Origin of the sequence: Aliiroseovarius crassostreae (assembly GCF_025137635.1) — a bacterium.
Classification (GTDB): Bacteria; Pseudomonadota; Alphaproteobacteria; order Rhodobacterales; family Rhodobacteraceae; genus Aliiroseovarius; species Aliiroseovarius crassostreae.
Genome location: NZ_CP080772.1, coordinates 2076825 through 2090680, shown reverse-complemented (window position 1 = coordinate 2090680; position 13856 = coordinate 2076825). Strand labels below are relative to the sequence as shown.

Sequence of the window (13856 nt, the reverse complement as noted above, 5' to 3'; positions counted from 1 at the left end):
CAGGGGGGCTGCGGCCACGCGCCCCGGTGCCGGACCGAAGTTACGTTTCCGACCAGGCCTGTGCCTGCGCAGACCCCAGCCGGAGCAGGTCAATCGCACGGGCGGCAATCTGCGTCACGATGTCATCCACGCTGCTTGGCTTGAGGTAAAAGGCGGGAACGGGCGGCAGGATAATGGCCCCCATCTCGGTGGCTGCGGTCATATTGCGCAGATGGGCCAGTGTCAGCGGGGCCTCGCGCGCCAGAAGCACCAGTTTGCGCCGCTCCTTGAGCTGCACCCCGGCCGCACGGGTCAGCAGGTTATCGTCCAGACCATTGGCAATCGCCGCGAGGCTGCGCATGGAGCAGGGGGCAACAATCATCCCGGCCACGGGCACGGATCCCGAGGCGATGCTGGCGCCAATATTGCGCACATCGTAATGGACCGCGGCAAGCGTGCGTAGTTCGTCAAGAGCCCCTGCGCCGCATTCCTCCGCCAGGGTGCGCTCTGCCGCCGGGCTGACCACAAGGTCGATTATCGTCTCCATTTGTGCAAGCTGTCGTGCAACCGACAGGCCGAGGGCGGCGCCCGAGGCGCCTGATAGACCCAATATCACCCGTTGTTTCATGATGTCATCTCCGGCATCACCCGTGCCAGCAGGTCGGTGGCAAAGGCGGCGTCTTCGGGGGCGGTCTGCATGACGGTGCCCCATTCGCGGCGGGTTTCTGCCCCCAGCTTATTTGTGGCATCTATCCCCATTTTCCCCGCAAGCCCCGGCTCGGGAGAGGCAAAATCCAGATAATCCATCGGTGTGTTTTCCACCATCATCACATCGCGGGACGGATCCATCCGCGTGGCCAGTGCCCAGGAGATGTCATCCCAGTTGCGCGGGTCGATATCCTCGTCCACGACGATGATCATCTTGGTGTAGCTGAACTGTGCCAGCATCCCCCAAAGCGCCATCATCACCCGGCGCGCCTGCCCGGGATAACGTTTGCGGATTGAAATCACCGCCATCCGGTAGGAACAGGCCGCTGGTGGCAGCCAGAGGTCGTGGATCTCGGGGATCTGTGCCTGAATGGTGGGCAATGCCAGTTGATTGAAAACCTCACCAATAATGGCCGGTTCATCGGGGGGACGACCGGTATAGGTGGAGAGATACAGCGGATCCTTGCGGTTGGTGATTGCGGTCACGGTCAGAACCGGGAAATCCTCGGCATTGTTGTAATAGCCGGTGTGGTCGCCAAACGGCCCTTCCGGGGCCATCTCCGTGGGGGAGACATACCCCTCGATCACGATCTCGGCTTCGGCGGGCACCATCATCGGAATGGTCCGGGCAGGCACCAGCCGGGGACGGTGGCCGTTCAATGCGCCGGAAAATGTCAGCTCGGACACGTTTTCAGGCAGGGGGAGGGCCGCTGACAAAAGCATTGCGGGATCTGCACCAAGCACAATTGCAACGGGGGTTTTCTCGCCCGCCCGGACCCAGCTTGCGTGATGATGTGCGCCGCCCCGATGGGCCAGCCAGCGCATGATGATTTTATCGCGGCCAATCACCTGCGCCCGATAGACGCCAGCGTTGTAGCGCGCCACATCCTCGGCAGAGCTGTCCTGGGGGCGGGTCAGAACAATGGGCCATGTGATCAGCGGGCCCGCATCGCCGGGCCAGTGGGTGCAGACGGGGATCGAGGCCAGATCGACCGCGTCGCCTTCGCAGACAACCTCCTGCACGGCGGCTTTGCGCACCGTTTTGGGGCGGGTTGCCAGGGCCGCTTTCAGCATCGGCCAGCGTGACAGCGCATCACGCATGCCTTCGGGTGGGGTGGGCGCGCGCAGTGCCGCCAGAAACGCGCCAAGCTCGGGCAATTGCTCCAGCCCGATGCCCAGCCCGGCGGCCACGCGGGCGGTTGTGCCGAACAGGTTTGTCACCACAGGCATGAGTGGTCCAGCCCCCTCCGCCACCGGATGATCAAACTGCAAGACCGGCCCGCCGTGTTCCAGCACCTGACGATGCACGGCGGTCAGTTGGTGGCGGATCGAAACCGGATCGGAAATGCTCTGAAACTGGCCGCTCTCGCGGCACCAGTCGAGGTAATGGCGCAGGCTGGGAAAGGACGGGTGGGCACGCACGGCTGGGATCTCCTGCATCAGGTCCTTCGGGTCCTAGCAGCAAAAATCTGCCCCTGAATTGACAATGATCAATTTGTCGCAGGGGGCAGGGGCGTAGCAATTGACCAGAACCAGGTTCAACTCGGGTGGGAAAGGAGCTCCATTTGACCCAGCCAACATTGACGATCCCGCATGTCCCGCAGCTTGCCGCGCGGGCCCTGCGGGGCTTGCCCTTGATGCCACTGTCCTTTTCGCTCACTGCATATGCCCGCAAGATTGCGGTGCAGCATCCGGGGTTGTTTCGCCGGTTGGGAGAGCATGGCCACACGCCGTTTGTGCTCGACCCGACCGATCTGCCCTTTGTGATTGAGCTGCAGCCGGGAGGGGGCAAGCCGAAGATTCGCGTGGTGCGGGGCACGGGCCGCGGCGAGGCGCGGATCGCCGGGCCGCTGGCCGCCCTTTTAGGGCTTGTGCACGGGGCTTATGATGGGGATGCGCTGTTTTTCTCACGCGATCTGGTGATCGAGGGGGACACCTCCGCCGCGCTGGCCCTGCGCAATGCGGTGGATGATGCGGAACTGGACCTGAGCGAGGAGGTGGCGCGGATCTCTGGCCCGCTTGGGGCTTATGTGCAAAAGGCGCTGGCCTTTGCCGAAGCACGCACCGGGGTTGTGCTCAGCCGGCAAGAGGAGCTGGGCGCATGGTGATGGAAATTGTCTGTCCCGCCGGCACCCCCGCCGCCCTGCGCGCTGCCGTCAAGGCGGGCGCCCACACGATCTATTGCGGCTTTGCCGACGAAACCAATGCCCGCAATTTTCCGGGGCTGAATTTTGACCGGGAGGAGATGCGCGAAGGCATCCGTTTTGCCCACCAGCATGGCTCGAAAGTGCTGATTGCAATCAATACGTTCCCCTGTGCCGGGCGAGAGGAAATCTGGCATCGGGCCGTGGCTGATGCCGAGACTTGCGGCGCGGATGCGGTGATCCTCGCGGATGTTGGTCTCCTGGATTATGCCGCACGCAACCACCCGAACCTGCGCCGTCACCTCTCGGTGCAGGCGGCGGCCGCGAATGCGGATGTGATCAACTTTTATGCCCGGGAGTTCGGCGTGAAACGCGTGGTTCTGCCGCGGGTGCTGTCGGTGCCGGAAATTGCCGCGATCAATGCGGAAACCGAGGTCGAGACCGAAGTGTTCGTGTTTGGTGGCCTGTGCGTGATGGCGGAGGGGCGCTGTTCGCTTTCCTCCTATGCCACCGGGCGCTCGCCCAATATGAACGGGGTCTGTTCGCCTGCAAGCCATGTGGAATATCACGATGAAGGTGGGGTGCTGGATGCAAAGCTGGGCGGATACACGATCCACCGTGTCGGCAAAGATGAAAACGCCCCTTATCCCACGTTGTGCAAGGGGTGTTTTACCGCTGGTGGCAAAGACGGGCACCTGTTTGAGGACCCGGTGAGCCTGAACGCCGAGAAGCTGATCCCGCAATTGCAAAAGGCCGGCGTGACCGCCCTCAAGATCGAGGGCCGGCAGCGGTCGCGGTCTTATGTGGCGCAGGTGGTGCGCAATTTCCGGGCGGCGGTGGACGCGCTTGAGGCCGGGTTGCCGATGCCGGAAGGCATGCTTGCCCGCCTGTCCGAAGGGGGCGCGATGACCACGGGTGCTTACAAGAAAACATGGCGGTGAAGGAAAGATGACCATGGAACTGACCGTTGGACCGAACCAGTTTTTCTGGACTGCCGATCGCTGGTCCGAGCTTTATTCGGACCTTGCCAAAGCGCCGGTGGACCGGGTGTCGCTGGGGGAACTTGTGTGTTCAAAACGCCTGCCCTTCTATCACGACCGCATTCCCGAGGCCGTCGCCACCTTGCAGGAGGCGGGCAAGGCTGTGGCCCTGACATCGCTTGCGCTGGTGACCCTGAAACGGGAACGCAAACTGACCGCAGAGCTGGCAGAGATGGGGGTTGAGGTCGAAATCAATGACCTGACCGCGATCAGCTATCTGCCTGAAGGAACGGCGTTTTCCGTGGGGCCGCTGGTGAATGTCTATAATGAAGGCACGCTCGACTGGCTGGCCCGCCGGGGGGCAACCCGGATCTGCCTGCCGCCTGAATTGCCGCTTGCGTCGGTGCAGGCGCTGGGCGCCAAAGGGGCAGAGCTGGGGCTGGTGATCGAGGCCTGGGGCCACGGGCGCCTGCCACTGGCCATTTCCGGGCGCTGTTATCACGCCCGTCGTCATGGGCGCACCAAGGACAATTGCCAGTTTGCCTGCGAAGAGGATCTGGATGGGCTTGACGTGCGAACGATGGAAGACAAACCCTTCCTGACCATGAACGGGGTTCAGACCCTGTCTGACAGCTATGCCTGCACGGTGCACCAGATTGACATATTGCGGGATGCGGGCGTCACCGCGCTGCGCCTGTCGCCGCAATCCAATGGCTTCCTGCGACTATGTGCGATCTATGCGCAGGTCCTGGCAGGGGAGATGATGCCGGACATGGCGGCACAGGAAATTTCTGAACTGGACGCCAATACCCGCCTGTCGGATGGCTTTCTGACCGGTGCGCGTGGGGTGGATTGGTCCGGGGATGGTGCTCTGGCGTAAAAGGAAAATGTGACATGAGAATTGCACGGATCAGTTCCACGGAACGTGGCAAGGTGGATCAACTGCTCAGCGAGGTGGCTGAATTGTTGCAGTCGCAGGGACGACAGCTGGCCGGTATCGTCAAGGATCACAGCCATGACAGCCAGTTCGACAATGGATGTGACATGAAAGTGCGCGTGTTGCCCGGTGGACCGGTGATCCAGATCACCCAGAACCTGGGGGCGGGATCAGATGCCTGCCGCCTGGATCCCGGCGCCATTGCCAACGCGGTATCCGCGGTGGAGGGCGGGGATTTGTCCGGCGCGGACCTGTTTGTGCTGAACAAGTTTGGCCCGGAAGAACTGAATGGGCGTGGTTTTGTCTCGGCGATCGGCAAGGCGGTCACTCGGGACGTGCCGGTTCTGGTTGGCGTGGGGGTGAACAGTCGCGCTGATTTCGACGCGTTTGCCGGGGGCGAAGCGGTTGAACTTGCCCCGGAGAAAGAGGCGATCCTGAACTGGTGTCGCTCTGTCCTCGGTGACGTTCCCCAAACCTGAGGCACCCAGAACTTTGACATCTTCTGTGGCGGTTTGGCCTTTCCCAGCCACGGGCCCCGCCACGGGGTGAACCCGAAACGCTTTTCCCTTCGCATTCAGAGGCAAACCCATGGCCGACCCGCATCCCTCCAACACCCGAAACAGCTCGGCGCGGGTGCGCCGCTGGACCGGTCCCGCGCTTTTGAGCTTTGGCTACCGACCGCTGTTTTTGGGGGCTGGCCTCTGGGCGGTGCTGGCCATGGTGCTGTGGCTGGTCGAGCTGACCGGGACACGGGTGCTGGCCACCCACCTTGATCCAATCGGCTGGCATGCCCATGAAATGCTGTTTGGCTATCTTGGTGCGGCGCTGGCTGGCTTCATGCTGACTGCCGTGCCAAACTGGACCGGGCGCCTGCCAATTCTGGGCTGGCCGCTGGCGGTCCTGACCGGCCTTTGGGCGGTGGGGCGCGCGGTGATGCTGATCTCGGCACTTGTTCCGGGCCCGCTTGTCATGGCGCTGGATCTGGCCTTCCCGCTTGCGCTTCTGGCAATGTCCCTGCGCGAAGTCCTCGCCGGTCGGAACTGGAAAAACCTGCCGCTGCTCGCGCTGTTTTCGCTCTACATTCTCGGCAATGCGCTGTTTCACATCGAGGGGCTGAACGGAGGATTTCCTGCCCGTGGTCCCGGCCTGCGCCTTGGCCTGTCGGCAGCCCTGTTGCTGATCACCCTTGTTGGCGGGCGGGTGATCCCCAGCTTTACCCGCAACTGGTTGGTCAAACAGGGGCAGGAGGGGCGCCCGGCTGCTCTTGGTCCATTTGACCTTATCGTTTTTGCCGCATCCGTGCTGGTGTTGCTTGGCTGGAGCGTATCGCCCACCCAAACCGCACTTGCCCCCGTGATGCTGCTGGTGGGGGGCGGGCATTTGCTGCGGCTGCTGCGCTGGAAAGGATGGCTGACACGTGGAGAAGCCCTGCTTTGGGTGCTCCATATGGGCTATCTCTTTGTGCCGCTTGGCTTTGTTGCCATGGGCCTGTCCATTCTGGACCCGGTGGCGCTGCCTTATGCGGGGGCGCTTCACCTTTGGATGGCGGGGGGGATTGGTGTGATGACCCTGGCCATCATGTCGCGGGCGAGCCTTGCTCATGCCGGGTTGCCGCTCCATGCCGGTGGGCGGCTGACGCTTGTCTATCACCTGATCATCGGGTCGGTTCTGTTGCGTTTTGGCGGGGCCTATCCGGGGGCGGATGGCTGGGCAAACCACCTCTCAGCCCTGCTATGGCTTGCAGGTTTTGCGCTTTTCACCGTTCATTACGGGCCGGTCTGGTGCACAAAACCGGTGCCCAAGCGTTTCTGATCACCAACGTGGCCACCACCGCGTCATGCTGTCACCGCATTACAAATGGATCCGGGATCGGGTCATCTGAGGTCCGCAGCCAGACCGATTTGACCTTGGTATACTCCATCGCCGCCTCGATCCCCCCTTCGCGCCCATGACCAGACAGCCCGTGCCCTCCGAACGGGGCAATCGGGCTGACCGCCCGATAGGTGTTGACCCAGACAATGCCTGACCGGATGGCGCGGATCATCCGATGCGCGCGCGTCAGGTCCCGGGTGAACAGGCCAGAGGCCAAGCCGAACTTTGTCTCATTGGCGATGCGTATGGCGTCTTCCTCGTTGCGAAAGGACACGACGGACAGCACCGGGCCAAAGAATTCGTGGGTCAGGCTGTCCGCGTCGGGCGCCGCGTCGCAATCCAGAATGGTTGGCGGGAAATAGAACCCTTCGCGGTCAACGGGTTGCCCGCCGGTGATAAGCTTTGCCCCCTGGGCCACCGACCGTTCGATCAGGTCCAGCGCCAGATCGCGCTGGCGCCTTGTGCAAAGGGGCCCGACCTCGGTCGCCATGTCATCCGGTGCGCCGATCACCACCGCTTCGGCCTTTTCCTTGAGCCGGGCGAGAAAGGCTGCCTTGATGTCTTCATGCACAACAAGGCGTGACCCCGCCACGCAGCTTTGCCCGGTCGCCGCAAAAATCCCGGAAACCTGAGCATTGACGGCACTTTCCAAATCCGCGTCGTCGAACACGATGAAGGGGGATTTGCCGCCCAGTTCCAATGAGGTCGAGGCAAGGTTTTCTGCCGAGTTTCGCACGATATGGCGCGCGGTCTCCGGTCCGCCGGTAAAGGCCACATGGGCAATTTTTTCGTGGCGGGTGAGGGCCGCGCCCACCTCTGACCCGCCCGTGATCACGTTCAATACGCCCTTGGGAAAGCCGGCCTGATCAAAGATCCGGGCAAATTCCAGCATCGGTGCCGGCCCGTCTTCTGAGGCTTTCAGCACCATGGTGCAGCCCGCCGCCAGCGCAGGGCCGATCTTGACCGCAGACAGGAACAGTTGCGAATTCCACGGCACCACTGCGGCCACGACCCCCAGGGGCTCACGCCGCAGCCAGACCTCCATATCCGGTTTGTCGATCGGCAGATGCGCGCCCTGGATTTTGTCGGCCAGCCCGGCGTAATAGTGGAAATATTCTGCCACATAGGCGATCTGCGCCGAGGTTTCGCGGATGATCTTGCCAGTGTCGCGGGTTTCCAGCTCTGCCAGCCGCGGTGCATTTTCCGCGATCAGATCCGCCAGTCGCATCAGCAGCTTGCCGCGGGAGGTTGCGGTCATCCCCGCCCATTCAGATGAGAAAAACGCCGTTTCAGCCGCCTCCACCGCCCGGTTCACATCCTCGGGCGAGGCATTGGGCATCTTTGCCCAGACCTGCCCGCAGGCGGGGTCAAGACTGTCGAACTGTGCGGTCCCATCTTCGAAGGCGCCGCCAATATACTGCTGAAATCTCTGCATTTTACTGTCCCTTAACCGCTATTGGAATGCGGGCATCACATCCTTGATAAACCGCTCCAGCGACGCTTTCTTGCGCTCAAAACTCATCGAACTGTCGATCCAGAAGGAATATTCATCATATCCCAGCGCCTCATACCCCTTGAGGCGCGCAATCACCTCGTCCGGGGTGCCAATCACCAGGTCCCGTTTCATGGCCTGTGCAGAGTAGAACGGATGGTTTGCAATGTCCTCCTCTGTCAGCGGTTCGATCAATCCCTGCGTGATCTCGCGCTTGTTCATGAACCAGGCGCCGAAATAGCAATAGAACCGATTGAGCTCCTCCGCCCCCAACTCGGTGTCGGCTGCATCTTCGGCCACATAGGTATGTTGCAGGAGCATGACCTTCGGGCGCGGCTGGTCCGAATGCTTCTCACAGGCGGCGTTGAACTTGCCCATCAGATCGGCAACCTCTTCGTCGCCTTTCCACAGCGGCGTGACCTGCACGTTGCAGCCATTGGCCACGGCAAATTCATGGCTGTTCGGATCGCGTGCGGCGATCCAGACCGGCGGGCCGCCTGCCTGCACCGGCTGCGGGGCCGAGGTGGTTTTGGGGAACTGGTGGAACTCGCCGTCATGGGCGTAATCGCCCTTCCACAGCGCCTTGACCGCCGGCACCAGCTCACGCAGCCGCTGGCCCGCTTCCCAGGCGTCCATGCCGGGCATAAGGCGCTCATATTCAAACTCATAAGCGCCGCGTGCGATGCCCAGCTCCAGACGCCCTTCGGTGATGATGTCGGTCATCGCCGCTTCACCGGCCAGCCGGATCGGATGCCAGAACGGCGCAATCACCGTGCCCGTGCCAAGGCGTACATTTTCGGTGTGGCGCGCCACGTCGATCAGGTTCAGCATCGGGTTCGGCGCAATGGTGAAGTTCATCCCGTGATGCTCGCCGGTCCAGATCGCGTGCATCCCGCCCTGATCGGCGATTTTGCACAGGGTGATGAACTCGTCATAAAGCTGCTTTTGGTCCTGATCGGGCGAGATGCGCTCCATATGGGCAAAAAGTGAAAACTTCATTTGGACGAACTCCCTTGCGACAACGGGCGCACATGGCCGCTGTTTCGATTGCCATAATACACCCCAAAATTCCCCATCCGGCTTTCGGCCGCGAACCGTTCCAGCATGGTGCACATGGCCGGGTCGGCGATGTCTTTCAGGGCAGCAGGGGACAGGTCGGAAAAACTGCCCTGCGCGGGGGTGCCCTCCGCCGCCTGACAGAGGAACGAGATATGCTGATGTCCGCGCGTTTCATCTTCGTAGACCGAGTAAATGAAGCCTGGATCGACACAGATGCCAAGACCGTCGATCAGTCGGGTCAGGGCCGCAGATGCCCCGTCTTTCTTAACCTTGGTTTCCGGCAGGGTAAGTTTTCCGTCTTGCGTGTCGACCAGCAGCACCTTGCTGTTATGCTCAATCAGGGCCGAGATGATCAGGTCGGCCTGATTGGACAGGGCTTCGACTTCGGCCGCGGGGGTGACATAGGCGCCACGGGCATAGCCCAGACCGGGGGCGGTGCCGTTCTCGAACGCCTCGACCCGGCCGATCAAAATCAGGTGGTCCCCGGCCTCGATCGTGTTGAACATGGAACAATCAAACCAGGCGGAGGTGCCGGAAAAAATCGGGCTGCCCTTCGGCCCCGCCTGCCAGTCCACCGCTGCAAAGCGATCGGAAACCGGGCGGGCAAAGGTGTTTGACACATCGATCTGCCCTTCGGAGAGGATGTTCACCGCAAAGCCATCGGCCTGGGCAAAGGTGTTGTAATTGCTTGATGTATTGGCAAGGCAGACCAACACCAGCGGCGGATCGAGGGACACCGAGGAGAAAGAGTTTGCGGTGAACCCAACCGGGTGCCCCTCCGCATCATGGGTGGTCACCACGCAGACCCCGGTCAGGAAGGCACCAAAGGCGTTGCGAAGGGCACGGGGATCAATCTCACGCATGATATTGCTCCTTTGTTGAGGATGTGAGCCAGATTGCCAGGGCGGCGTTGACCGCTTCCGGGGCCGTCAGGTTTACCATGTGACGGTGGCCTTCAATGATGACAGCATGTCCGTCTGGGGTCTCGGCCGCCATGGCCTGCGCCATGGCAGGTGTTGAGTTCAGGTCGCCGTCTCCGGTAAGGGCAAGGAGCGGGCATTGGATCTGTTTGATCTGATCCGCATAGGTCTGGTCCCCGCGCGCAAAAGCAGTATAGGCCGTTGCGTAGCCGTCGATATTAACTTCGGTTAACCAGCCTGACACCTGACTGCGGGCTTGAATTTCTGCCGGGGTCGATCCGAACCAGCGCTCCAGCGGTGTCTCCAGATCAAACGCGCCGGACCGGATCGTTTCTGCGCGGGACAGGACCGCCGCGCGGGCGGTTGGGCTGCGGCGAAAGACACCGTTCAAAAGCGCAACACGCTCAACCCGCTCGGGGTGGGTAACGGCGTATCCTGCGGCGATCAGCGCGCCCATGGAATGGCCGATCAGGCTGACTGCGCCCAACTCCAAGGCATCCAGAGCCCCGCCCAGCCAGACCACAAAATCTGCCAGTTGTGCCTGTGCGGAAAGGGGGGAGCTGCCGCCATGACCGGGCATGTCCAGCGCGATCACCCGATATGAGCGGGCCAGAGTGGCAATTTGCGGTGCCCAGGCGGCAGATTGCATGCCAACCCCGTGGATCAGAACCACGGTCTGGCCAAGCCCCGCTTCGCGATAGGCCAGCGTGCCCCCCGGAAGGGGGCAGGATTTATACGGCGGCAGGATTGTCGAGGTCATGCCCCAATTCCTTCAGATCCTGATAGCGATCACCGATGCGGTGGTGCGGGCGCCCGCCGATCGAGGCCCCAAGCGCCACAACAATTTCATCGGCTCCGGGCGCATCTGCCACTTGCAAGGCAATGGTCAGGTAATGGCTGCGCCGGCCGCCATCGTTTTTGTCCATCAGTGGAATTTGCAGCGGAGCGTTGGCCGGGCCGCGGGTGTTGGTAAAGGCCAGATAGGATTTTGCCCCGACGGCTTCGCGATAGTGGTTGCCGAAACGAAGGGTGTGGATCAGCGCAGAGGCATGTTCGACCTCTCCATTCATGCCGACAATGGCGGCCTTGCCATAACCCTCGACCTTGTCGCCACCCCCTGCCGCGTCCAGCACCATATCTGTCAGGAGCTTGCCCAGCCCTGGCGCACAGTCATGGATTGCGGGGCGCAAATCCTCGGTAAACCCTTGCCCGGCCCAGGGGTTTTTGATCACGGCAATGGCGGCAATCATCCTGAGAGGGGTCTCGGCGGGTTTGCCCCCTTCGATCAGCGTGTCTTCAATATGGAGCAGTGTTTTGCGGATTTCTGCGGGCATGGGGGGCCTTTCTCGATTCGATGCCAGTATCATGGTATACCATAATGCAGTCAGTCAATATGCTCTTGCCTGAAATGCGTGTCGCTGCTAAGGGAGACCCATGACCAAACCGATACTTTCACCGATAGAACAGCCCCCCCAAACCCTGCGTGACATGGTGCAGGAGCGGGTGCGGGATGCGATCATCGAGGGGCATTTCAAGCCGGGTGAGCGCCTGGTCGAGCGCCCGTTATGTGATCAGCTTGGGGTCAGCCGAACCGTCATTCGTGAAACAATTCGGTATCTTGAGGCAGAAGGACTGGTGGAGATCCTGCCCGGACGCGGCCCGATTGTGGCCAGGATGAGCCGCGATGATGCGCGCCAGATCTATGACATCCGCCGAATGCTGGAAACAGCTGCCGCCGAGAGTTGCGCGCGTCGGATCACGCCGGAGCGGGCCAAGTCCCTCTGTGCTGCTTTGGTGCGGTTGCAGCGGGAGCGGGGGGGCGAGCCGGGCGATCTGTTTCGGGCCTCAGCAGATTTCTACTCCGAGATTTTCCAGGGGGCCGGGCATCATATTGCGTGGGAAATCGTGCAGCGGCTGAATGGTAGGATCTCCCGGTTGCGGATGATGACATTGTCCTCAACCGACCGGGTGCGGTCGGGCGCGGAGCATATGCAGGCGATTTGTGATGCCATCACCTCGGGGGATCCGCAGGCGGCGCGCAGGGCCGTCAATCAACATCTGGATGACACCACCGAAATTGCCGAACGGCTCTTGGCGGAAACGGAACAGGGGGCTGAGGCGGGGCTGGAATGAGCGCCACTGCGGTTTCCAAACTTCCTGAAAGGACCAACAATGGATGATCTGTTCAAGGCCGGGATGGCCAAGCGAAAAGCGACCTTAGGTGCTGAATATGTTGAGAAAAATCTGGCAGCAGCGGATGAGTTCTCTCGTCCGTTCCAGGAGGCGATGACCGCCTGGTGCTGGGGCTTTGGCTGGGGGGATGAGGCGATTGACGCAAAAACGCGCTCGCTCATGAACCTGTCGATGATTGGCGCGCTGGGCAAGATGCACGAATGGGAACTGCATCTGAATGGCGCGATCAATAATGGCGTCAGCTTCGAAGAAATCCGTGCCGCAATCCATGTGATTGCGATCTATTGCGGCGTGCCGCAGGGGGTGGAGTGTTTTCGCATTGCGCGCAAGGTGTTGGAAGAACGGGATCTTTTGCCGAAGGACGCGTGAGTCCCGATCAGATCAGGGCAGCGGATCCGTCTGGTAAAGCTTGACCCGCAGGCCGCCGTGATCCACGGGCGGGCCGGGGGGCAGGAGCGGCAGTTTGGTGGCTTTTGCCAGCCCCCCATCCGAGGTAATCAGGCCCACACGCCAGCCGGAAAACCGCTCTTGCAGCACCTGACCCAGTCGGCCATGCAGCGCAAAGAGTTGTTTTTTATCGCCAATTCGTTCGCCATAGGGCGGGTTCACGATCACGATGCCCGGATCACAGTCGGGGCGGGTAAGGTCGCTGATCGCGGCGTGGGTGAACTGGGTGAGCGCCGCCACCCCCGCGCTGTCTGCGTTCTTGCGACTGTTCTCAACCGCACCCGCGTTGCGGTCCGAGCCAAAGAACTGCGGCGGGGAAACTTTAAAGTTTATAAGGGCGCGCGCAGGGCGTTCTTTCAACTTTTGGTAGGTCTCAAAGTCGAAAGTTGTAAGCCTTTCGAAGGCAAAACTGCGGCTGCGCCCCGGCAGCAGCCCCGCCGCCCACTCTGCGGCCTCGATCACAAATGTGCCGGAGCCGCACATCGGGTCCAGCACGGGCTGATTGCCGTCAAACCCCATCTCACGCAGAAACAGCGCGGCGAGGGTTTCGCGCATCGGCGCCTTGCCGGTGGCGGTTTTGTGGCCACGCTTGTGCAGGCTTTCGCCTGAGCTGTCGAGGCTGATGGTGCAGAGGTCCTTTTCAATCCGCACCTTCACCGTGATCTCGGCCTCTTCGGCGCGGTCAGGCAGGTGTGCCCCGATCACATCAACCAGCGCCTTTTCAATGCGTTCACTGGCCGCGCGGTCATGATAGATTTTCGACTTCCGGCAGGTGGTTTCGACCCGAACCGGGATCCCTCGCGGCAAAACGGCGGCCCAATCCACCTGGTGGGCGCGCTTGTCGAGCTGCGACAGGTGGGTCACGGGAAACTGGTCGATGCGCACCAGAACACGGGTTGCGCCGCGCAAGGTCAGGTTCGCGCGCCAGACTTCTTGCCAGCGCCCCTGAAACTGCACCCCGCCGGGCACGCATTTGGGGGCGGAAAACCCGGCAGAAAGTGCCTCCCCCCGCAGGGCCTGTTCAAGGCCGGGCGGGGCGACAAGGAAGATGTCGAGGCGGGTGTTTTTCGCGGGGTGCTGCTGTGTCATGGCGCTGGTGTAGCCCGCGGGGCCACAAAGGGAAAG

Annotated in this window: 15 protein-coding genes; 7 read left to right on the top strand and 8 right to left on the bottom strand. The window is 61.8% G+C overall.

The features are described 5' to 3' along the window. Positions 1-40 precede the first annotated feature (40 nt). Positions 41-607: a UbiX family flavin prenyltransferase gene (locus K3J57_RS10000; protein ID WP_259795656.1), complete on the bottom strand. Its 567-nt coding sequence runs from the start codon at positions 605-607 to the stop codon at positions 41-43. Continuing rightward, positions 604-2109, bottom strand: coding sequence for a UbiD family decarboxylase (locus K3J57_RS09995; protein WP_259797761.1), 1506 nt, complete (start codon positions 2107-2109; stop codon positions 604-606). The genes K3J57_RS10000 and K3J57_RS09995 overlap by 4 nt, the downstream gene beginning before the upstream one ends. 143 nt (positions 2110-2252) lie before the next feature. On the opposite strand from K3J57_RS09995, the gene ubiT reads away from it, so the two are divergent. From ubiT to K3J57_RS09970, 5 genes are all read left to right on the top strand, one after another. Beyond that, positions 2253-2795 carry a ubiquinone anaerobic biosynthesis accessory factor UbiT gene (gene ubiT, locus K3J57_RS09990; protein ID WP_259795652.1) on the top strand — a complete coding sequence of 181 codons (543 nt, stop codon included), beginning with the start codon at positions 2253-2255 and terminating at the stop codon, positions 2793-2795. Next, positions 2795-3772, top strand: coding sequence for a ubiquinone anaerobic biosynthesis protein UbiU (ubiU, locus tag K3J57_RS09985; RefSeq protein ID WP_173486310.1), 978 nt, complete (start codon positions 2795-2797; stop codon positions 3770-3772). The genes ubiT and ubiU overlap by 1 nt, the downstream gene beginning before the upstream one ends. 13 nt (positions 3773-3785) lie before the next feature. Continuing rightward, positions 3786-4691 carry a ubiquinone anaerobic biosynthesis protein UbiV gene (gene ubiV, locus K3J57_RS09980; RefSeq protein WP_173485659.1) on the top strand — a complete coding sequence of 302 codons (906 nt, stop codon included), beginning with the start codon at positions 3786-3788 and terminating at the stop codon, positions 4689-4691. Positions 4692-4705: 14 nt separating this feature from the next. Continuing rightward, entirely contained in the window at positions 4706-5227 is a 522-nt protein-coding gene (locus K3J57_RS09975; protein ID WP_259778030.1) for a DUF2478 domain-containing protein, read from the top strand. Positions 5228-5336: 109 nt separating this feature from the next. Beyond that, a complete protein-coding gene (locus tag K3J57_RS09970; protein ID WP_259795648.1) occupies positions 5337-6560 on the top strand; it encodes an NnrS family protein in 1224 nt (407 codons plus the stop codon). Between the two features lie 31 nt (positions 6561-6591). Here the strand turns inward: K3J57_RS09970 and K3J57_RS09965 are convergent, their stop codons facing one another. The 5 genes from K3J57_RS09965 to K3J57_RS09945 are packed head-to-tail and all read right to left on the bottom strand — an operon-like array spanning position 6592 to position 11425. Then, positions 6592-8055 (bottom strand): aldehyde dehydrogenase, encoded by a 1464-nt coding sequence (locus K3J57_RS09965; protein ID WP_259795646.1) that lies wholly within the window; start codon positions 8053-8055, stop codon positions 6592-6594. An 18-nt stretch (positions 8056-8073) separates the two neighbouring features. Then, positions 8074-9111, bottom strand: coding sequence for an LLM class flavin-dependent oxidoreductase (locus tag K3J57_RS09960; RefSeq protein WP_259791373.1), 1038 nt, complete (start codon positions 9109-9111; stop codon positions 8074-8076). Continuing rightward, positions 9108-10034 (bottom strand): flavin reductase family protein, encoded by a 927-nt coding sequence (locus K3J57_RS16050; protein ID WP_311196468.1) that lies wholly within the window; start codon positions 10032-10034, stop codon positions 9108-9110. Before K3J57_RS16050 ends, K3J57_RS09960 begins: the two co-directional genes overlap by 4 nt. Further along, the gene (locus K3J57_RS09950) at positions 10027-10851 is read right to left on the bottom strand and encodes an alpha/beta fold hydrolase (RefSeq protein WP_259795644.1); all 825 of its coding nucleotides are present in this window, start codon (positions 10849-10851) and stop codon (positions 10027-10029) included. Before K3J57_RS09950 ends, K3J57_RS16050 begins: the two co-directional genes overlap by 8 nt. Further along, complete coding sequence (locus K3J57_RS09945; RefSeq protein ID WP_173485652.1) at positions 10823-11425, bottom strand: amino acid synthesis family protein; 603 nt, start codon at positions 11423-11425, stop codon at positions 10823-10825. The genes K3J57_RS09950 and K3J57_RS09945 overlap by 29 nt, the downstream gene beginning before the upstream one ends. Positions 11426-11525: 100 nt before the next feature. Between K3J57_RS09945 and K3J57_RS09940 the strand changes: the two genes are divergently transcribed. Next, positions 11526-12224, top strand: coding sequence for a GntR family transcriptional regulator (locus tag K3J57_RS09940; RefSeq protein WP_259791371.1), 699 nt, complete (start codon positions 11526-11528; stop codon positions 12222-12224). A 39-nt stretch (positions 12225-12263) separates the two neighbouring features. Beyond that, positions 12264-12653: a carboxymuconolactone decarboxylase family protein gene (locus K3J57_RS09935; RefSeq protein WP_259774057.1), complete on the top strand. Its 390-nt coding sequence runs from the start codon at positions 12264-12266 to the stop codon at positions 12651-12653. A 12-nt stretch (positions 12654-12665) separates the two neighbouring features. Here the strand turns inward: K3J57_RS09935 and K3J57_RS09930 are convergent, their stop codons facing one another. Beyond that, on the bottom strand, positions 12666-13820 hold the full coding sequence (locus tag K3J57_RS09930; RefSeq protein WP_259795642.1) for a THUMP domain-containing class I SAM-dependent RNA methyltransferase: 1155 nt from the start codon (positions 13818-13820) through the stop codon (positions 12666-12668). Positions 13821-13856: the final 36 nt, after the last annotated feature.